This is a genomic window from Saccharibacter sp. 17.LH.SD, assembly GCF_009834805.1.
GTDB lineage: Bacteria > Pseudomonadota > Alphaproteobacteria > Acetobacterales > Acetobacteraceae > Saccharibacter.
Map to the genome: position 1 here is coordinate 485,315 of NZ_WVHO01000009.1, position 20,698 is coordinate 506,012.

Consider the following 20,698-nt stretch of genomic DNA (forward strand, 5'->3'; position numbering starts at 1 on the left):
TATGGAGTTCTAGGGGAGGGACAGTTTAGATATTTTGCGATGATGGCTCCTTCAGTGCCTGCAATAGAGTGTTGCGGAGGCTTTCAATACGGGGAGCTTCTGTGATTTTTTCGCCCCGTTGATCGTAGAGGTAGAAAACATCAACGGCCCGTAGGCCATAGGTCGTGATATGTGCTGAGGAGATATGCATACTAGCCCGGCTTAGGGCGGCAGTGATATCATAAAGGAGTGCCGGGCGGTCGCGACCATTGACCTCGACAACACTGAAGGAATCAGAGGCATCATTGTCGATGACAATACGTGAGGGAATATTAAGAGCTTCGAGACGTCGGGTCAGGGGAGGGGTTGCTGCGGCGAGAGCAACAGGAAGATCAATATTTCCTGTTAGGGCTGCGTCAATTGTTTCTTTCAGGCGTGCCACGTGATCAGGTTCTTCGAAGGCTTCACCATAACCATCCTGGATCCAAAATGAATCCAAGACCATTCCGTTACTTAACGTATGGATACGGGCATCGGCGATGGATGCTTCGCAGAGGGCTAAGGCCCCTGTTATAAGGGCAAAAATACCAGGCTGATCAGCGCAAATAACCGTAAGTTCTGTGATCCCTCGGCTGGGAAGAGGTTGAATATCTATTGTGATATGAGATTCTGAATCATGGCTTAGATGTTGATGGATTAAGCGTGCATGGCGCATATGGGTTTGGGTATCAAAACCAAGCCAGTACCCGGCTTTACCCAATTGTAAGAAATGCTGAGCTGCTTCTTCAGGGAGATCTTTGCGCAAGGCTTTATATGTGAGGGAACGTGTTTGTTTGACACGTTCGTCATTTTCTTTGGCTTGCATCCCGCCATCGAGAACATCCGCAATGCGCGAATAAAGACGGTGAAGAAGTGTAGCTTTCCAAGCGTTCCAGGCTTTTGGTCCAACAGCACGTGTGTCTGCAATGGTGAGTAAAAGAAGAAGGCGTAATCTCTCGGGCGATTGAATGGTATCAGCGAGATCCAGGATGGTTTGAGGGTCATCAATATCGCGTGTGAAGGCTGTTCTCGATAGCAGAAGATGATGAAGGACAAGCCATGAAATTGTATCACTATCCTCGGATGAGAGGCCGAGTTGCTGACAAAATGTCACAGCGATTTGAGCGCCAATTTCGGAATGTCCTCCGCCACGACCTTTGCCGATATCGTGTAGAAGGGTCGCCATAAAGAGTGCTTCGCGTGCCTGTATATTGCGCGCGATAGCGTAGATACCCGGGATTTCGTCAGCCATATGGCCGATTTCGATTTGTCGTAAAATACGAATGGCCTCAATCGTGTGCTTATCAACGGTATAAATATGATAGCCATCGAACTGAGTGCGTCCCAAAATGCGTGACCATCCTGGAATAAATCGAGAAAGAAGTCCGATTTCATTGAGAAGGGGAAACCAAAAATTTCTGTCTTCATCGGGTGATGGTGCGACCGATGTTTTTGGTGCAGGCTCACATAAGAGATTTAGGAAAAGACGTGATGTTTCTGGATCTCCGACGAGGCGTGCCGTGTGTCGTTCAAAGCGAATAATTTGTTGAATGGATGAGGGATGAAGCGGCAATTGGTGGCGGCGTGCTGTATCGAGAATACGGAAAATATAGCGCGGCTCACGAGCGAACGCCGTGGGGTCTGTTACGCTTAGACACCCATCAATGCGTCGAAATTCCTCTGGGCCTGCTTCAATATGCGGGGGACGGCCACGTTGCTGATTTTGAAGATGGAGCAAAATAGCCGGTTGTAAAACATGCGCGAGACGCATCACAGAACGGGCCATTAAGAAATAGTGGCGCATGAATCGTTCAACACCACGTTGGCGACCATGATGCGCATACCCCATTCGAGCCCCAATGATAGGTTGTACATCAAAGGTTAAGCGTTCTTCATTACGTCCTGTGATATAATGGAGGTGAAAACGGACGGTCCAAAGAAAATTCCATACTTTTTCAGCACGATAAATTTCTCGCCCAGTGAGGAGGCCTAACAATACACAGGCTGGTGCTAAACCGAGCTCTCGGTGGAGCGGGTGAGATTGTGGGATTAAAGTACCCAGTGCGGCGTGGCCGATCCAATTTAATACATGGAGATCGCGCAATCCTCCACGCCCAGCCTTTAAGTGGGGTTCTACCAAATAAGGGGAAGCCCCATAATGAAGATGGCGGTCCTCTCGTTGAGCAATTGTTTTGCTAATAAATTCGTCTAGAGCTGATCCGGTAAGGTATTCGCGAATAGCTGCACGCAGCTGGCCCGCGGGCGCTTTCTGACCATAGAGCGGGCGCAGATCCAGCAATGATGTGCAAATAGCCAGGTCTTGTTCTGCAGCCTTCAGGCATTCGTTGTATGAGCGCGTTGCGTGCCCGACACGCAAACCGAGATCCCATAATGTGTAAAGAACATATTCAATTTGGCGTAGAAGTGTTTGCGAAGGTGATTCGTCTGTAAGGAAAAGAAGATCAATATCGCTGAAAGGAGCAAGCAAGCCGGCGCCATAACCGCCAGTGGCACATAGGCAAAATGTTTCTTGTTCTTCCGGAGAAGAAAGCCGTGGAAGGCCAGCACAGCGCGCGAGTTCATCAATGATATGATCCATCACATGAGAGAGTTCTCGTGCCGCTTCGACGCCAGAGAGAACTTGATTCTCAAATTGTTGGCGGACTCTTTCCCGTTCGCCACCGAGATGTTTCCTTAGCCTCTCCAATGCTTCTTTTCGAGGCAAAGAGAATGGATGAGCACTTGAGGATGTGCGTGAAGCCTGGGGGGCGGACAGGTGCATACTGTGATATCGATGTGGTTGCGTAAGTGAGAGGGACGAGATCTTGTCATAGAGATGATTGCGCTGTCTACGCAGGAGTTCAAGTAAAACCTTTAGCGGATGAGATCTTTTAGGTGATAGAGTGTCGTATGTGCCTCACGTGGAGACATTGAATCAGGATCAAGGTCACGCAGGGCCTCTTCTAAAGTCTCATTTCGGGAAGGTGTGTTTGTTTCTTCTCGTGATGCTGCTTTCGGGGATGGGGCCTCAAAAAGAGGAAGTGATGGTGGGGTATCGGGTTTGTCTAGGTTTACCTGTCCTGCTTCAAGGCGTGTGAGGAGTGTTTTTGCCCGCTTGACGACGAAGGAAGGAATTCCTGCCAAGCGGGCAACGTGTAGGCCCCAGCTTTTGTGAGCCATGCCAGGTTTAACTTCATGTTGGAAAATAACATTACCATCCCATTCTTGCACGGCCATCGTATAGGCAGCGAGTTTGGGAAGTTGGGTCAGAAGGCTCCCGAGTTCGTGGAAATGGGTTGCGAAAATGGTACGTGACCCGAGTTGTGAGTGAAGCGCCTCAAGGGTTGCCCATGCGATTGCGAGACCATCAAGCGTAGAGGTGCCACGGCCAATTTCATCAACGACAACAAGTGAACGCGGGCCTGCTTGATTGAGAATAGAAGCGGTCTCCGTCATTTCTACCATAAAGGTAGAGCGCCCGCGTGCGAGATCATCGGCAGCTCCAACGCGGGAAAAGAGGCGGTCGACGATGCCGATTTCTGCTTCTTCCGCTGAAACGGGTAGCCCTGCTTGTGCGAGGATCACAATAAGGGCTGTTTGACGTAAGAAGGTTGATTTCCCGGCCATATTGGGGCCTGTCAGAAGCATGACATGTTTTTCTGGCGGGAGTGCACAGTGATTGGGAATAAATCGTGTTTCTGTTGATCCTTGTTGATTCATAGACGCTTCGACGACTGGATGGCGTCCAGATCGGATATTAAACGCCTGGGAATCATTGACGAATGGCCGGCACCATGAGCCTTTTGACATGAGGAGGGCACAGGAGACGAGTACATCTAACTCGGCAAGCGCGACCGCAATTTCATCTAATGCAGGTGTCTCAAGAATATGTTTCGCAAGATCGTTAAAAAGGTGACGTTCTAGGAGAGATGTTTTCTCTGATGCTGTGAGGATAGCTTGGTTCAGAGAAATGAGTTCATCATTAGAAAAACGGGTGAGCGTTGCTGTCCCTTGGCGTAAGTAAAGCTCTTGATGTTGGCGTAATTTAGCCCCAGTGGATGAAGGAACCTCAATCACGTAGCCAAGTTGATTATGGTGGCGGATACGAAGGTTATTGACGCCATATTGTTCAGATAGTCGAACTTGGAGCTGGGCTAGTGTCCGGCGGCTATCGTCACGTAAGTCTCGGAGTGTATCAAGCTCTGTATCAAAGCCTGTGGCGATAACGCCGCCATCTTCAATCTTGGCTGGGAGCTCAGGTGACAGGCCACTTTCAAGCCGTTCTAAGAGTGTGTCGGCACGTCCATAGAGGGTAGCACCAATAGAACGAATCATGCCTGGAATGGCGCTGTTGCGTAGAGGGTGTAGCGCCTCTGTGATGGCATTGGCCGAGCGTAATGTGTCGCGAACGGCAGCAAGATCGCGCGGCAATGGACGCCCACTCGAGATACGACCAAGGGATCGTGAACAATCAGGTGTTTGTTTTAGTATCTGCCGCAGTGAGGCGGTAAGGTCGTGGTGGTGGTGAAGCCAGGACCATCCCTCCTGCCGATTTTGGATCAGAGAGAGATCGGTAACGGGTGTTGAGAGCCAACGGGCGAGCAGACGTGTGCCTGCGGCTGTTTGTGTATGGTTCACACTCTTAAAGAGCGTGTGTTTAGTGCCGCCATCTCGTGAACGGATGATATCAAGGCTATAGCGTGTGGCTGGGTCGAAGCCCATAATATTACCAAGCCCTTGCGGAATAGGAGGGCTGAGGCGCGGTAAACGGCCTGCCTGGCTGCGGCGCACATAATTTAACAAAATGGCGCATGCAGAAATCTGCTCTTCAGGGAAATCACCGAGAGCATCAAGTTGTGCAACACCATAGGCCTCGGAGATGGTGGAAGAAGCCTGTTGGAGAGATGGGCGTGCTGTAGAGGGTGTGACGCGCTCGTGATATTCTGATGGAATAAGGGTCGGGTCGGCGAGGATCTCAGAGGGGTCTAAACGTGCTAAAAGCTCTAACAATGTCGTGTTAGGCTGGGAAAGCGTTTCAACGCTTCCTGTGGAAATATCAATCCATGCGGCGCCAAGTGGGGTTTTGCGTCGTCCTGGTGGCGTAGAGATGGCCAGGAGGATATTGGCACGTCCAGCGTCCAGAAGTTCATCTTCTGTGAGGGTGCCCGGCGTGATGACGCGTACAATGTCACGGCGGAGAGGGCCTTTTTGCCCTTTTTTAGGTGTTTCCGTTTGTTCTGCAACAGCAACACGGAAACCTCGTCGAATCAATCGGGAGAGATATACCTGCGCCGTGCCAACAGGTACGCCGCACATGGGGATAGGTTTCTCCTCATGTATGCCGCGATGGGTGAGAGTGATATCGAGTGCAATGGCTGCTGTCTCGGCATCACCAAAGAAGAGCTCGTAAAAATCCCCCATACGGAAGAAAAGAAGTGCGTCCGGCTCTTGGCTCTTCAGTGAAAACCACTGTGCCATCGTAGGGGTGGCTTTATCAGCAGAAGAGGGAAGAGCGGGCGAGGCACTGATCTTGGGCATAGAACCTATGAGCAAAAGGTCGAGAGACGTTTCCAATGAGGGGCATATTATGGAGTGATGTATAAAGTATAGAAAAAATTTACGATTGTTAGCCCTTACAGTGTGCGGGAAAGCGTTTAGAGTACGGTAACCATGAGTACAGCACCTGAACAACGTTTCGCTTTTGATGATATTCTCTCTGTTGCCAAAGGGCTTTTGGAAGCAGAATCGGATCCCATTGCTACTATGGCGAATATATCCTCACTTCTTTATGAGGCTCTACCGCATGTGAATTGGGTAGGGTTTTATATTCTGCGTGACGGTGAGTTAGTCTTAGGGCCTTTTCAAGGGCGGGTTGCCTGTACACGGATTGCGGTGGGGAGAGGTGTATGTGGCGCCGCTGCAGAGACGTGTCGCACACAACGGGTCGATGATGTTCATGCTTTCCCAGGACATATTGCCTGTGATGGAGCTTCTGAGTCTGAAATTGTTATTCCAGTGATTGTACGTGGAAAGCTCTATGGTGTGCTCGATATTGATAGCCCCCAAAAAGAACGCTTTTCAGTAAGAGACCAAGAGATGTTGGAACATCTCGTTCATGAGCTGGAAGGGCGGCTTTGATGTTAGGGCGTTAACGTCTCAGCCGACGCCGAGCGAGGTTGCGCAGTTCCGAAAGGCTCAGAACTCTGAAGACAATGAGCATGATGCCATAAAGACCTGCGCTTGAGAGAATAAGACCACTGAGCATGAGGAGGCGTGGGAGAGCGTGCCAAGTGGGAAGAGATGGGGCGAGGAAATGTTCACTGCCTAAGGCCCATCCAGCCATAATAAGACTTGATAAAAGGATACGCCCGTTTTTGCTCAATGTCATGCGAGAAGGGCGGAAGGCTTCTCGTTTCCAGAGAAGCCATCCTAGAATGAGCATGTTCGCAATTGCCGCTAAAGTACTGGCTAGCGGTGGTGCGATATAGGCTAGTGTCCGATAGAGAAGAAGATTGAGAACAAGATTTATCCCTAAGGTTAAAAACCCAACACGCACGGGAGTAGCCGTGTCTCCTTCAGCAAAAAAGGCTGGGGAAAGGAGTTTAATGATGATGAAAGCTGGGAGGCCTAATGCGTAGACCCGCAAGGCAGCAGCGGAATGAAGTACATCCCGGGTAGAGAAATGACCGTAACCAAAAAGACCGGCCATGATGGCAGGTGCAAGGGCTAAGAGCCCCATCGTTGCTGGGAGTGTTAGTAGCAGCGCATAGTCCATAGCGCGGTTCAGGCTGGCTTGCATGGCAAGACGGTCTTGCTCAGCCACATGGCGCGTGAGGAGCGGGAGAAGCGTTGTGCCGAGAGCTGCGCCAAGAACGCCTAAAGGAAGTTGATTAACCCGATCAGCAAAATACAGCCAAGAAATGGAGCCTGTCGGGAGAAGGGTCGCAATGATTGTATCAATGGTTAGATTCATTTGCGTTACGCCGGAGCCAATAAGACCCGGGAGCATGCGTTTAATTAATGTTCGAACATCACGAGATAATGATGGGAAGGATAAGATGGGCATGAGGCCGACACGTTTAGCCGCCCAAAGCAGCCCGCCAAGCTGAGCAACACCAGAAAGCGTAATGCCCCAGGCGCTTATGCTGGCCACATAATCAGGGCCCATAAAAGCGCCAATGAGAATGGCCGTAATCCCGACGACATTAAAAGAGACATAGGCGGCTGAAGCTGCGCCAAAATGGTTACGGCCGTTTAGAATCCCCGCGACGAGGGCCGCCCCACAAATAAGGATGGTGTAGGGCATGGTAATGCGTGTGAGGTGTACAGCGAGAGAGAAACGCTCTGTCCCTCCATGCCGAAAGCCCGGCGCGATAATGTCGATCAACCATGGCATGAAAAGTTCTGCCACAATGGTGAGGGCGGTTAACCATGTGAGTAACAGCGAGAATGTTTTGCTTGCCAACAGAAGGGCGCTGTCATGCCCTTCTGTTTCATATCGCTTGGTAAAAAGAGGGACGAACGCTGCATTTAAAGCACCTTCGCCAAAAAGCCGACGAAACATATTCGGCAGGCGAAAAGCGATTTGGTAAGCATCTTGTAAAGCTCCTGCTCCGAGAAACATGGCTAAAAGCTGGTCGCGAACGAGGCCAAGGAGGCGCGAGAGCATCGTCCAACCACCGACAGTGAGGAGATTACGCAACACAGAAAAGATCTCGCAACAGGGGAGAAAAGAACAAGACGCGGCGTCAGAAGAAGCGTTTGAAGGTCACACGCTGTGCTTCTGCAAGGAAGCGGGATGTATCAGGCCGTGTGAGGGGAGTAAACCAACGTTCGAGTTTTCCTTCACGGTTGATGAGATATTTATAAAAATTCCATCGAGGACGTGACAGGAAACCGCCTTCTTTTGCGAGCCAGCGGAATAAAGGGACGGCCTCTGGGCCTTTAACGTGTGAACGAGCCGCGAGAGGGAAGCTTACGCCATAGCGACGTTGGCAAAAGGCTGAAATATCTTGAGCCGTATCAAGTTCCTGTTGCCCAAAATCATTGCTTGGTACGCCGAGCACAACAAGCCCATCCGGGGTGGATTGACCAAGGTGACGCCAGAGCCGTTGGAGGGCTTCATATTGAGGTGTAAAGCCACAACGTGATGCCGTATTGACAATGAGTAACGGGCGCCCACGCCATTGTGAAAAATCGAGTTCGCCACCTTCTAAGGCGGGCAGACGAAAGTCATAAATAGACGTCATAACGGAGTTTATCTCTTGAAAAAATTATTCACGACAAGGAGGGCGGCTGAGAAGTTCATCACGGGCGCGTTCGGGCGTTAATTCTCCTGAGAGAAGGCGTGTAATGGTCGTAATGATTGGGGTATCGATCCCGTGCTTTTCACCCAGTTTACGCAGGGTTGGCGCGGTTAGGACACCTTCAGCAACAGTGCTGCGACCAGAGAGGATATTGTCAAGGCTTTCCCCTTTACCTAGTGCAATGCCCAAGCTGTAATTGCGTGACCCCGGTCCTGTGGCCGTTAGAATGAGATCCCCCATTCCAGCGAGGCCGTACATCGTCCGAGCTTGTCCGCCCATCACTTTGACGAGGCGGCTTAATTCAGCAAGGGCGCGGGTGATAAGGGCTGCGCGAGCATTCTCTCCCATTTCTGCTCCAACGGCTATTCCGGCACCAATGGCGATAACGTTCTTAGCTGCGCTGGCAAGTTGGACGCCAAGTGGATCGTCGCTTGCATAAAGGCGCAGGGTTGGTGTGGTGAGACGCTGTGCAAGATCATGTGCAAAGGCACGATCATATACTGCCAATGTCGCCGCGGCGGGTAAACCACGTGCGACTTCTATCGCGAAATTAGGGCCTGATAAAACAGCCATCGGGCGGTTCGGCATGGTCTGTTCTATGACCTCAAGGGGAAGAGCAAAGGTACCCCTTTCCATGCCCTTACAGCATGTGATGACAGGAACGTTAGGTTTTAAATGTTTTTCTAATTCATGGCTTATGTCACGCAGGGCTTGTGTGGGGACCACGAGAAGGACAGCATCTGCCTCATGGGGAAGTGTGTTTGTTACCGTCACACGTTCTGGCAAGGCAATGTCAGGGAGGCGCGGCATATGCCGCGTGCCTGGAGGGACAGGATTGCGGGTCCAAAGGAGAACATCGGCGATTTGGGCGAGGCTACAAGCGAGGGCTATTCCCCATGCGCCTGCACCAATAACCGCAATGCGAGGAAGTTGGCTCATTGAGCATTCTCCATAGGAAGCGGACGGTAAGGTTGTCGTTCAGCAAGAGGCCAACGAGGGCGCGGTGCAAGAGCACTGTCGTCTGGATATTCGCCTTGAGCAAGGCGTTCTAATGCCGCCCAACCAATCATAACAGCATTATCTGTGCAGAGTCTTAACGGTGGTGCGAGGAATGGGATATCATGCCGTTGTGCGACCTTTTTAAGGCGCTCTCTTAAAACATGATTAGCGGCCACACCGCCAGCAACGACGAGCGCTGTCGACGTTGGAGCCAGAAGCAATGCATGTTCTGCGCGATCTTCCATGACATCAGCAACAGCGCGTTGGAAAGAGGCGGCAATATCAGCCGCTATTTGTCTGGGCAGAGCTCCATTGCCATAGGGCGCTATAAGACGAGCGACTGCCGTTTTTAACCCTGAAAAAGAAAAGTTACACCCATCACGGCCTTTTAGAGGGCGAGGGAGGGAAAAAGCCATGTCATTTCCTTCCCGAGCAAGTTTTTCGAGTGCGGGGCCGCCGGGCCATCCGAGGCCGAGCATCTTCGCGACTTTATCGAAGGCTTCTCCGGCAGCATCATCAATGGTCCCCCCCAGTAAGCGGTAATGACCTGTTTCTTCGACACTGACACATTGGCAGTGCCCACCAGAAACGAGTAAAGCCAAATAAGGGAAATTGAGTGAAGGGATGTCTTCTGCCAGCACGTTAGGAAGGCGTGGGACAAGAATATGTCCTTCAATGTGATTAATACCCATAAAAGGTTTATTCTGTGCCATGGCGAGCCCTTTGGCGTAGGAGCTCCCAACGATGAGGCCCCCGATGAGCCCAGGCCCTATCGTCGCTGCAAATAAGGCGATCTCGTCGAGAGTAAGCCCTGCACGTTTCAAAGTAAGATCAACGATCTCTGGGAGAATGTCCAGATGAGCACGTGCAGCAATTTCTGGTACGACTCCACCAAGGGCCGCGTGACTTTCTTGTGATAGGACACTTTCTCCAAGGATATGACCTTGGGCGTCCAGGATGGCACAAGCGGTGTCATCACAAGAGGTTTCAATGGCGAGAAGAGGGGTAAGAGATGCGAGACTAGACATGGTCGCACTAGTATGCCGATTCTTTTCTTGCATGACACCCCCGTTGCCCCCAGATAACACATCACTATGACTGTATCTTTTCCATCATCTGATGCTCTTCAGAAAGTTGCGGCTGAGGCTGCCAAACGATCTCACGCCCATTCATCCTCAGATAGGCGTAAATTGCCATTGCGGGTCGGGACGCGCGCTTCTCCCTTGGCGCTTGTGCAGACGCGTCATTTTTTGACTCGTTTGACACGTTTTTGTCCGGTTTTGAGGGACATGGGGGCTTTCAAAGAAGAGCAAATGCAAACGTCAGGGGATCTAAACCTTAAGGATCGTCTTGCAGAGATTGGAGGGAAAGGGCTTTTCTCTAAAGAGATTCACGAGCTTTTGGCTGTCGGTGGCATTGATTTTGCTGTGCATAGCCTGAAGGATCTTGAAACAAATCTTCCGCCAACATTGGTTTTAGCTTGTACTATGAAAAGGGAAGATGCACGTGACGTGCTGGTCTTGCGTGATCGGACGGTCAAAGTTGATCCAAGTGATCCTTATGCGTGTTTACCAAAGGGTGCTGTGGTGGGCTGTGCTTCGGTGAGGCGGCAGGCCCAGATGCTGCATTATCGTCCTGATTTACGGTTTTGCTTGTTACGAGGGAATGTTCAGACGCGTTTAGATAAGCTGAATGCTGGGCAATGTGATGCGACGTTGCTGGCCTATGCGGGCTTGAAGCGCCTTGGCATGGAGGACCGTGTTGATGTTGCTTTAGATCCGGACTTCATGATTCCAGCCTCTGGACAAGGCATTGTGGGCATTACAGTGAGAAAGAACGATCACGAATTGCGCGAATTGTTGTCGGCTATTGAAGACCCGGAAGCCCGTGCTGTTGCTACCGCTGAACGTGGATTGTTGGCTGAATTGGATGGTTCATGTCGCACGCCTATTGGCGGTTATGCGCGTATCATTGATGGAACTTTGCATCTTACTGGTTTGGTAGCCAGTGAGGATGGCAGCTTTCTTTTGCGTCGTGAATCAACAGGTAAACCATCAGATGCTGCTTTGATGGGGAGTGAAATGGGTAAGGAGTTGCGTCGCGACACGCCGGACCATATTTTCGCGCAGATTATACGAGCGTAATATTTTGATGAATGAGCGCTGTAAGGTGCTGGTTGTACGTCCTGAGCCTGGATTGTCTGAAACGATGATCCAGGTTCAGGAGCAGGGGTGGGAGGCGATTGCATGTCCTGTTATGGATATTCGTCCGTCTCCTGTCTTTTCTGAATGGCCTGGACATAGCATCGCTATTACCAGCGCTCATGCGTTACCTGCTTTAGCAAAACAGCCCAAAGACCGTCTTTTATTAACGGTAGGGGAAAAGACAGCACAAAAAGTTCGGAAAGCTGGTTTTTTGCGTGTTGATGCAGCATCGGGGGATCGTGCGTCTCTGGGGGCTTTGTGCCGAGAGAAAGGATTGCTCGGTGACGGACTGACTTTTGCCTGTGGGCGTGGGTGGCGAGGGCAGGCCTATAGCGCTGAGGTGGCGCGCGACCTAGGAGCCCGCTGGGTGGAGGCATATCGCGTTGAGCGTATAAGATCGCTTCCTGATGAGGCGTATCGTGCTCTGTTGGATGGAGAAGTTGAAGCTGTCCTTTTTTTCTCCGTTGAAAATGCGGTCTTATTTCAAGAAAATTTAACGCCCGAGATCCGTATGCAACTTAGAGGGGTACGCGCTCTTTGCTTCTCTGACGCCATCATGGAGTCTGTGTGTTCTTATGCTGTGTGGCGAGAGACGGCGGCGCGTAATCCCTTAGATATATTAGGGTATAAAAAAAGAGGGGTGTAATCCCCTCTTTTTTTATACCCGATAACCAGCAATGGCGGCTTATGCTTCGCCTTCTGGTTCAGGGAAATTTTGCTCTCTTTTCGCTTGCCAAAGAGCAGCGAAATCAATGGGCTGAAGAACGACAGGTGGGAAACCACCGTCGCGTGTGATGTCGCTAATGATCGCACGAGCATATGGGAAGAGAAGGCGAGGAACCTCAATAAGAAGGATCGGCTCAACGAGGTCTTGAGGGGCTCCCTCAAGGGTCACGATGGCTGCGTAGGTCAATTCAGCAAGGAAGACGATACGGCTTGTCTCGTTGCTGCCTTCGGCAGGTGGCTCCATCGCTTCAACGCGGATAGAGAGGGAAACCTCAAAAACGGGTTGCTCTTGTTCAATACGATTGGCCTGCACATCAATATTGACACCAACTTGCGGGGCATTACGCAATGTAGCGAATGTTGCCGCACCGTGAGGAACCTCAAAGGAGAGGTCCTTTGTGTATTGCAGGTTGATGGCCAGTGGCATGTTGGGAGGCGTGTTGTCTTGAGCTTGTGTTGCATTGTTGTTATGGGGCATCGTGATTCCCTAGGATAATTTCTAATGATAGAATGGCCTTTCGGCGGTAGCATGGATGCGAGGGCGGGCCAAGCAGGGTCATACATTTTCCTTAGTGAGAAATTAAGTATACACGGGAAAGACGCGAGGTAAGGTTGAGATTTGTGTGCGTCCGTCCTAATTTTAAGGGAACAGCCTCGCTAGGCATTTTGTTTTAGGTTTTTAAAACCGACTTGTTGGAATGAATAATGGCTCACTTCCCCTGGGATATTGTTATATTGGCTGTCCTTGCTCTTTTTACGGGTGCGGCTCTGATCCGTGTGCTCGGACGTAAGGTAGGTGCACAAACCATGCAGCAAAAGCATCATCCGCTGATGTCTCGTGCGGAAGGTGTTGGACAACAGAACAGGGCCGGTGTTGCTCTACAACCGCCGCCGCTCCCTGGGAGTGTTCAAGCTGAGCCTGAGCGTACGGAATATATCGTTCCCGGAGGGACAACGGCTCAAGGTCAGGCTCTTGCGAAGGTTGGGGTGATCGTACCTTCTTTCCAAGGTGAGAAGTTTTTGAAGTATGTCGAAGATGTTTTTGGTCAAATCCTAAAGGCATTTGCTCGCGGCGAGCGTGTTGCGTTGGAGGGGATGGTAACGCCAGAGCTTATGACGGTTTTCGGCCAGGCGTTAGTCCAACGTCAGGCAGATAATGGTGAGTTATACTGCGACCTTAAACGGGTGGAACGACTTGAGATTAAGGATGTTGTGCTTCCACAAGAAGGGCAAGATGGGGAAGGAGCACGTCCTTGCCGAATAATGGTGGGTATTACGTCTTGGCAGATTCGGTATATGAGAGATGTGCAAGGCAATATTGTCGATGGGACAGAAGCACTGACTGAATATCGTGATTTATGGGGTTTGGACTACGTTAATGGGCGTTGGTGGCTGGCAGAAACGTCCGCTGCGTGAGATGGCGATAATGTTGTTCATTTAAAAATGTTTTATAATCCCTCTGCACGTAAAGGGGGAGTGTCGGTGTATTGTAAAATGAAATGTTTGTGGTCCCCTTTAGGTTTAGCGTTGCTTTTGACAGCGTGTGTGTCTGACGTTCCAGCAGGTGAGATGACAATTGCGCCTGTGGGATATGAGAGTTTGATAGGGTGGAATGCAGATTCTCATACGGCGCTTGTGGGGATGTTACGTGACGAGTGCCATCGTTTGGCACAGCTGCCGCCCAAAACGACAATGGGGGGCGCTTCTTCCTTGCCGTATGGGCGCAAGGCTGGGGACTGGGCAGGGGTATGCGCAGCCTTGCCGGCATCAGAGAGTGTAACGGAAGAGAGTGCGCGAAACTTTTTTGAATTATGGTTCCAGCCTTACGAAATTCAGGAAACAGTACTTTATACAGGATATTACGAGCCGCAGGTTGAAGCGTCTTTGACACGTGGAGGAGAGTATCAAACACCGCTCTATCGTCGTCCACCTGATCTACTCCGAGGTCGCACAGATGATGGAAAGGTGGTGTTTGGGCATTGGGTAAATTCGGTATTCCAGCCTTATGATGATAGGGCGACGATTGATGGCGGTGCTCTGAACAACAAAAATTTGGAAGTGGCTTGGCTGAAGAGCCCTATTGACCTCTATGTTCTTCAGTTGCAGGGAGCTGGAAGGCTTCATTTGCCTGATGGGCAGGTTTTGCGTGTTGCCTATGATGGGCGTAATGGACAACCCTATGTACCGATTGGGAAGATTCTTGTGCAACGAGGCGCTATGAGTGCCGTTGATGTGAACGCTGAAACTATTCGGGCATGGCTTGAGGCGCATCCTCAGGAATCACAAGAGCTTTTAGAAAAAAATCCAAATTACGTATTTTTCCGCACGGTTGATCGCTCCGAGTTTGAGGGGCCTGGAGGAGCGCTCGGTGTTCCTTTAGTGCCTGGGCGTTCATTGGCTGTTGATCGTGCTTACGTTCCCTTTGCGGCTCCAGTGTGGGTTGAAACAGCGATGCTTGATTCGCAGGGTAAAGAGGGAAGCTGGCATCATACAACGTTTGCACAGGATGTTGGAACGGACATTCGGGGTGCTGGCCGAGGTGATCTTTTCACCGGATGGGGGGATATGGCCCGGACTACGGCCGGTCATTTGAGAAGTTCTGGTCGAATGGTTATTTTGTTGCCTCGTCCACCAGCGCAGCCTGTGTCTAATCCTTCTTCGTTGGATTTTCCATCTAAATGATACGTACGCGCCGTGAGGTGCTCGGTGGTCATACGCTTTATCGTGCGGATTGTGTGCGTGTGTTAAAGCGTCTGCCATCCGAGAGTGTTGATGTTGTTGTTACCTCACCTCCCTATAATTTAGGTTTGGCTTATCGGAGCTACAAAGATCGCCTCACGGAAGATGATTATCTTACGTGGATGGAGGGAGTTTGCCGTGAGATAGCACGCGTCATGCGTGATGATGCTTCATTTTTTCTTAATATTGCGGGATCGTCTGCTCAACCTTGGTTGCCCTTCGAGTTGATGGTACGGTTAAGGCAGATTTTTACGCTGCAAAATCATATTTCCTGGGTAAAATCTATTGCCGTGGGAGACGTGACTTTTGGGCATTTCAAGCCGGTAAACTCATCACGCTATATTAATCGCAATCATGAGCATGTGTTCCATTTGACGAAAAATGGGGATGTTATGCTCGATCGTTTACGGGCTGGGGTGCCTTTTACGGACAAAACGAATATTGCCCGTCGGCAGCATCGGGCAGATCGCCGGTGTCGTGGGGATACATGGTTTATCCCCTATGAAACGGTGCGGAGCCGCGCCGGAAAATTTAGTCATCCTGGAACGTTTCCTGTTGCTTTACCAGAGCGTTGTTTGGCGTTACACGGAGTGCACGCTGAGAGCGTCTTATTAGATCCCTTTATGGGAACAGGGACGAGTTTGGTTGCGGCGGAAAAAAGTGGCATACGAGGGATCGGTATTGAGGCGGATACAACGTATGTTCGCGTTGCGCGAGAGCGTTTAAGGGCTGTGATTGCTGAGCGGGCTGGGTAACGTCCGAGTTGGTATAAGATGGCTCTATCCGTTTTGGTAAGCGTGTGATGCCATGATGGTTATCCTGATGTGAGTGTTAGAGATTTACAGGCCAAGGATTCATGTATTGTGGCGAGACGGAGCTTAGGAGATGATGAAGCGACGCTGTGGCGCATGGTCATGCATGATGTCACGCCATTGCGTAAGCCGCTTGTCCGCCCTGTTTCACCGTCTAAATCTCCGTCAGTACGTCATGAACCACCGAAAAAAAGCAATGCACGTGCGGAGCCGGTTAAGACGCTCAAAGATCGAGTTGTCGATCCTGTTTCTGTGCCCAAAAAGCATCATCTTGTTATAGGCGGACGTACCCCCGGTTTAGACAATACGCAGTGGCGCCGTTTATCACGCGGGGACATACGCGTTGATGCGCGTCTCGATTTACATGGATATTACGTGCAGGATGCTTTTGATGAATTGGTGCATTTTATGCATCGTGCGAGAAGCTTTCACTGGCGTTGTGTAGAAATTGTAACAGGGTTGGGGAGTGGGAACCGTGGCGGGACAATACGGCGTGAACTGCCTGCTTGGTTACAAAGAGGGGATATTCGGCCTATGATTTTGGCCGTCGTGCATACGCATCATGCGAACCAGGGTGCCGTACGTATTTTGTTGAAAAAGGTGCGTTAGTGAGGCGTTTGGATGAAAAAGAGAGCATGTTTATAAGATCTATTCGCAAATGATTATTAACATCGTATGGTTGGGCTGTTAAAGGCGAGTATATAATTTGGGGCGGCCGGTATCCCCCCATTCTGGAGAATGACATCTCATTTGAAGGTGTCGGGAGAATAAATAATGTCTCTTCGGTCTGTTCTACGTGCTGTAAGTGTGGCTGCTTTTTGCGTTGGGGGGAGCTGGGCTTTTCTCTCTGTCTCGGCACAGGCAAAGAATGTGACGGATATTACGGGCCAGGTGGTTTCTGTCCCCGATCATCCTCAACGTATCGTGTTAGGGGAGGGGCGCTTGATTTACGCGCTGGAACCTCTGGAAGGGAAGCATCTTTTTGACCGTGTTGTGGGATGGCAAGGCGAGTTCCGAGAAGCAGATGCTCAGAATTATGATCAGATGCGGAAGGTTTTTCCGCAGGCTGATCGCGTGGCAGTGATAGGCCGCACGACAGCGGATACAATTAGTCCAGAGAAAGTTCTGGACCTCCATCCCGACCTCGCAATTTTCAGCACGACAGGGCATGGGCCAGGACAATCTGGCGATGTGACAGAACGCTTAAGAGCGGCGCATATTCCTGTGATTTTTGTCGATTTCCGTAAAGACCCCATTAAAACGACGCTTCCGAGCATGCGTATTTTAGGGCAGGCCCTTGATCGCGAAGCTGAGGCCCAAGCTTATATAGAGTTTTATCAAAAGCGGTTAGATCAAATCAAAAATGTGGTCGATCAAATTCCGCAGGCGAAGCGGCCACGTGTTTTTATTGATATGTTAGCAGGGGCACGCCAGAGCTGTTGCCATACGGCTGGGCGCGGCAATATGGGCGCTTTTATCGAAGCTGCGGGAGGCCATAATGTCGCATCAGATTTGTTGCCTGGTTATTTAGGCGAAGTCTCAGCAGAAAAAGTGATCGCTCTGGATCCAGATGTTTTGCTGCTTGATGGAACACGTGGTCCCGGTAATACAGGCCCAGGGCTTAAGATGGGAGCGCAAGTGACGGCGGATGTCGCTCAGACTTCCTTGTGTGATCTATTAAAGGCACCGGAATTAGCGGGGCTTAGGGCTGTTCGAGAAGGGCGCGCCTATGGCATATGGCATACATTCTACGATAGTCCCTTCAATATTTTAGCCGTCGAAGTTATGGCAAAATGGTTCTATCCCGATCGTTTTGCGAGCCTCGATCCTGATGCGGACCGGCGGGAGATCCAGAATCGTTTTACCGTTCTTCCCGTTACTGGAATTTATTGGATCAAAGCTAATGCCCCCTGAGTCACCGTCGCTACCTCCTTCACATGATGACACGACGATAACACCAGAATTGGCAGCCCAATTTACTGGGATGCGTCAATCTTATGCAAAGTTAACGCGCCATCGTGTGATCGTATTAGTGGTTTTGGCGTTGCTCATTGTTGTTTCGTTATTGCTGGACTTTTCCTTAGGTCCAGCGGGATTAACACCGTCACAGCTTTTCCAGGCATTATTGCATCCATCCTCTGGGACTAACGCTGTGATTGTGTGGCATATTCGCCTCCCTTATGCGATCATGGCTGTGCTGGTGGGGTTGGCATTGGGTCTCTCAGGTGGGGAGATGCAAACGATTTTGGATAACCCTTTGGCGAGCCCATTTACGTTAGGAGTTTCTGCAGCAGCGGCTTTCGGCGCATCTTTGGCTATTGTCTTACAATGGAAACTGCCTTTGGTTCCAGAAGCATGGATGGTGCCTATAGAGGCTTTTATTTTCGCCGTTGGCTCTGCTTTTCTGCTAGATCTTGTGGCGCGTGTGCGTGCGCGTTCGACGGCAATGGTGGTGTTGTTCGGGATTGCGTTAGTTTTTACATTTCATGCATTTGTCTCTCTTATGCAATTCATTGCGGACGAGGATGCCTTGCAGGAACTCGTCTTTTGGACGATGGGCAGCCTGACACGTGCAGATTGGGGGAAGATAAGCGTTTTGGCCGTGGGGTGCTTGGTTATCATTCCATTTTGCTGGAGAGCAGCTCCTGCCATGACGGCCCTACGGTTAGGGGAAGACCGTGCCGCTAGCTATGGTGTCGATGTCCATAGGCTGCGTCTTATGTCATTGCTGCGGGTGAGTATTCTATCCGCGTTGGCGGTCTCTTTTGTTGGAACAATCGGGTTTGTCGGTCTTGTGGCGCCGCACATTGCGCGACGTCTTCTGGGAGAAGATCATCGCTTTTATCTCCCTGGTTCTGCCTTGTGTGGATGTTTGATTATGTCGCTTTCCTCTATTGCGGCTAAAAACCTTCTTTCCGGTGTTGTGATCCCGGTTGGTATCGTAACGGCGTTGGTGGGCATTCCTTTCTTTTTGGGTGTGGTTCTGAAGAGGGGGGGATAATGGAAGAGGGAACGAGAACGGAAATGACAAAAGGGTTGTCTGTGCGTGACCTCACAGTGCGGTATGGAAAACGAGAAATACTGCACGGTATGACCCTGTCGACGATGCAACCTGGGAAAGTGACGGCTTTGCTCGGGCCTAATGGGTCGGGAAAATCAAGCTTTTTACGCGCTATTGCAGGACTGACCCCTTCAACGGGGTATGTGGGTTTCGATGGGCGTGACTTATCATCTTTACCTATCGGGATGCGGGCGCGTGTCGCCGCTTATTTACCTCAAACATTACCGCCTATGGTGCATCTACAGGTATTAGAAGCAGTGATGGTGGCACGTCGGGCTGGGGAGAATGTTGCTGCAGAGCAGGCGTTGAGAGACAGCATCGAGATTTTAGAAAAAATTGGCATAGATAATCTTGCATTGCGCTATCTGGATGAGTTGTCTGGGGGGCAGCGTCAACTTGTAGGGCTTGCTCAAGCCTTGGTCAGACGTCCTGAGATGCTCTTGTTGGATGAGCCGCTGAGCGCGCTTGACCTGCGCTACCAATTCGCGGTTATGGAGGTTGTGAGGCGAGAAACGCAAGCGCGCGGTATCGTGACATTGCTTGTCGTCCATGACCTTAATATTGCCTTACAGCGTGCGGATGACGTCGTTTATATGCGTGATGGCCGCTTGCTTGGCCAAGGTGTCGTGATGGAGGTTACCACTCCGGAAATGTTGGCCGATGTTTACGGCGTTCAGACACGTTTGGAGGTCTGCCCGCGTGGTTTGCCGCATGTCTTAGTTGATGGTGTGGTGTAAGAGCTGTTGTGCCACATGAAAGAGGGCACAACAGCCCTCACTTAATCAATGTGTTATGGCCATTTTACTTCAGGAGGCATGCTCATCAGAATAGCCTCTGTATTACCGCCTGTTTTTAGACCGAAAATTGTTCCACGATCATAGAGTAGATTAAATTCAACGTAGCGCCCACGACGTTTCAGTTGTGCTTCGCGGTCTTCGTCTGTCCAGTGATTGAACATGCGGTTTCGAACGGCACGAGGATACGCTGCATAGAAGGCTTCGCCGACATCTTTAGTGAAAGCAAAGTCATTTTGAAGATTCTCAGTGCGTAACCAATCGTAGAAGATTCCTCCCAGTCCACGTGGCTCATTACGGTGTTTTAGGAAGAAATATTCATCACACCATTTTTTGAAGCGTGGATAATAGCTGGGGTCATGCTTATCGCAGGCGTCTTGGAAGGCTTTATGAAATTGGGATGCGTCTTCAATGGCGTTTTTGCTCTTGGGAAACATAGGGGTGATGTCCCCACCGCCACCAAACCATCCCTTTGTTGTGATGATCATCCGTGTGTTAAAATGAGCAGCGCTGACATGGGGATTACATGGGTGAGCGACGAGTGAAATCCCAGTTGCGAAGAAACGCGGGTCTTCCTCTGCTCCTGGAATGTTTTTGCGGAATTCAGGCGAAAACTCTCCCCAAACAGTGGAAACATTAACACCAACTTTTTCAAAAACACGACCATGCATAACAGACATGACACCGCCACCACCTTCAGGCCGCTCCCAAGCGTGGCGCTCAAAACGTCCAGCTTTGTGGCGTTCTCCAAGAACTTGAGAGTTCTGAGAAACAGCGTCATCTTCTAATTGTTCATAAGAATGGCAAATACGGTCGCGTAAGGACTCAAACCAGGCTCTGGCTTCTTTTTTTAGGGCGTCATGAGGGACATCGGGCCGGATTAAGTCGCCAAAATGAGGGGATGTGTTCACTGTGTTGTCTTTCATTTTTCAGATACGATACGCAGGATCGAGAAGACGCTAGCACACACCTTATCGTTCTAGGTAATGTGGTCTAGAGACTTTTTGGAAAGTTGCGTTAATAAGGCTAGCTGGAACGA

The 20,698-nt window shown here is 50.5% G+C and carries 18 protein-coding genes; 10 read left to right on the forward strand and 8 right to left on the reverse strand.

Translation table 11 applies throughout. From position 1 onward, the window contains the following. Positions 1 to 25 precede the first annotated feature (25 nt). The gene (locus GS501_RS03610; RefSeq protein WP_160830476.1) at positions 26 to 2,800 is read right to left on the reverse strand and encodes a [protein-PII] uridylyltransferase; all 2,775 of its coding nucleotides are present in this window, start codon (positions 2,798 to 2,800) and stop codon (positions 26 to 28) included. A 92-nt stretch (positions 2,801 to 2,892) separates the two neighbouring features. Continuing rightward, entirely contained in the window at positions 2,893 to 5,556 is a 2,664-nt protein-coding gene (gene mutS / locus GS501_RS03615; protein ID WP_160830477.1) for a DNA mismatch repair protein MutS, read from the reverse strand. 132 nt (positions 5,557 to 5,688) lie between these two features. Here mutS and GS501_RS03620 point away from each other — a divergent pair, with 132 nt between their 5' ends. Continuing rightward, positions 5,689 to 6,156: a GAF domain-containing protein gene (locus GS501_RS03620; protein ID WP_160830478.1), complete on the forward strand. Its 468-nt coding sequence runs from the start codon at positions 5,689 to 5,691 to the stop codon at positions 6,154 to 6,156. Positions 6,157 to 6,166: 10 nt separating this feature from the next. Here GS501_RS03620 and murJ read toward each other — a convergent pair whose 3' ends face one another. The 4 genes from murJ to tsaD are packed head-to-tail and all read right to left on the reverse strand — an operon-like array spanning position 6,167 to position 10,351. Then, positions 6,167 to 7,723, reverse strand: coding sequence for a murein biosynthesis integral membrane protein MurJ (gene murJ / locus GS501_RS03625; RefSeq protein ID WP_160830479.1), 1,557 nt, complete (start codon positions 7,721 to 7,723; stop codon positions 6,167 to 6,169). A gap of 43 nt (positions 7,724 to 7,766) precedes the next feature. Further along, positions 7,767 to 8,267, reverse strand: a complete 501-nt coding sequence (locus GS501_RS03630) for a glutathione peroxidase (RefSeq protein ID WP_160830480.1) — start codon at positions 8,265 to 8,267, stop codon at positions 7,767 to 7,769. Positions 8,268 to 8,291: 24 nt separating this feature from the next. Then, positions 8,292 to 9,263 carry an NAD(P)H-dependent glycerol-3-phosphate dehydrogenase gene (locus tag GS501_RS03635; RefSeq protein WP_160830481.1) on the reverse strand — a complete coding sequence of 324 codons (972 nt, stop codon included), beginning with the start codon at positions 9,261 to 9,263 and terminating at the stop codon, positions 8,292 to 8,294. Then, positions 9,260 to 10,351 (reverse strand): tRNA (adenosine(37)-N6)-threonylcarbamoyltransferase complex transferase subunit TsaD, encoded by a 1,092-nt coding sequence (gene tsaD, locus GS501_RS03640; RefSeq protein WP_160830482.1) that lies wholly within the window; start codon positions 10,349 to 10,351, stop codon positions 9,260 to 9,262. The genes GS501_RS03635 and tsaD overlap by 4 nt, the downstream gene beginning before the upstream one ends. Positions 10,352 to 10,417: 66 nt before the next feature. On the opposite strand from tsaD, the gene hemC reads away from it, so the two are divergent. Both hemC and GS501_RS03650 read left to right on the forward strand, forming a co-directional pair. Next, entirely contained in the window at positions 10,418 to 11,467 is a 1,050-nt protein-coding gene (gene hemC / locus GS501_RS03645) for a hydroxymethylbilane synthase (RefSeq protein ID WP_160830483.1), read from the forward strand. 7 nt (positions 11,468 to 11,474) lie between these two features. Continuing rightward, entirely contained in the window at positions 11,475 to 12,173 is a 699-nt protein-coding gene (locus GS501_RS03650) for a uroporphyrinogen-III synthase (RefSeq protein ID WP_237442381.1), read from the forward strand. 39 nt (positions 12,174 to 12,212) lie between these two features. Here the strand turns inward: GS501_RS03650 and secB are convergent, their stop codons facing one another. Next, positions 12,213 to 12,731 (reverse strand): protein-export chaperone SecB, encoded by a 519-nt coding sequence (secB, locus tag GS501_RS03655; protein WP_160830485.1) that lies wholly within the window; start codon positions 12,729 to 12,731, stop codon positions 12,213 to 12,215. 227 nt (positions 12,732 to 12,958) lie between these two features. On the opposite strand from secB, the gene GS501_RS03660 reads away from it, so the two are divergent. The 7 genes from GS501_RS03660 to GS501_RS03690 all read left to right on the forward strand — a co-directional run bounded on the left by GS501_RS03660 (position 12,959) and on the right by GS501_RS03690 (position 19,602). Then, on the forward strand, positions 12,959 to 13,669 hold the full coding sequence (locus GS501_RS03660; protein WP_160830486.1) for a Tim44/TimA family putative adaptor protein: 711 nt from the start codon (positions 12,959 to 12,961) through the stop codon (positions 13,667 to 13,669). A gap of 129 nt (positions 13,670 to 13,798) precedes the next feature. Continuing rightward, entirely contained in the window at positions 13,799 to 14,935 is a 1,137-nt protein-coding gene (locus GS501_RS03665; RefSeq protein WP_370517924.1) for a murein transglycosylase A, read from the forward strand. Beyond that, positions 14,932 to 15,747, forward strand: coding sequence for a site-specific DNA-methyltransferase (locus GS501_RS03670; RefSeq protein ID WP_160830488.1), 816 nt, complete (start codon positions 14,932 to 14,934; stop codon positions 15,745 to 15,747). Before GS501_RS03665 ends, GS501_RS03670 begins: the two co-directional genes overlap by 4 nt. A gap of 108 nt (positions 15,748 to 15,855) precedes the next feature. Then, positions 15,856 to 16,413, forward strand: coding sequence for a Smr/MutS family protein (locus GS501_RS03675; RefSeq protein ID WP_370517925.1), 558 nt, complete (start codon positions 15,856 to 15,858; stop codon positions 16,411 to 16,413). A 165-nt stretch (positions 16,414 to 16,578) separates the two neighbouring features. Next, positions 16,579 to 17,718 (forward strand): ABC transporter substrate-binding protein, encoded by a 1,140-nt coding sequence (locus GS501_RS03680; protein ID WP_160830489.1) that lies wholly within the window; start codon positions 16,579 to 16,581, stop codon positions 17,716 to 17,718. Then, positions 17,708 to 18,805, forward strand: coding sequence for an iron ABC transporter permease (locus GS501_RS03685; RefSeq protein WP_160830490.1), 1,098 nt, complete (start codon positions 17,708 to 17,710; stop codon positions 18,803 to 18,805). The genes GS501_RS03680 and GS501_RS03685 overlap by 11 nt, the downstream gene beginning before the upstream one ends. 23 nt (positions 18,806 to 18,828) lie before the next feature. Next, positions 18,829 to 19,602: an ABC transporter ATP-binding protein gene (locus tag GS501_RS03690; RefSeq protein WP_160830692.1), complete on the forward strand. Its 774-nt coding sequence runs from the start codon at positions 18,829 to 18,831 to the stop codon at positions 19,600 to 19,602. 53 nt (positions 19,603 to 19,655) lie between these two features. Here the strand turns inward: GS501_RS03690 and hemF are convergent, their stop codons facing one another. Continuing rightward, complete coding sequence (gene hemF, locus GS501_RS03695) at positions 19,656 to 20,585, reverse strand: oxygen-dependent coproporphyrinogen oxidase (RefSeq protein ID WP_160830491.1); 930 nt, start codon at positions 20,583 to 20,585, stop codon at positions 19,656 to 19,658. Positions 20,586 to 20,698 lie beyond the last annotated feature (113 nt).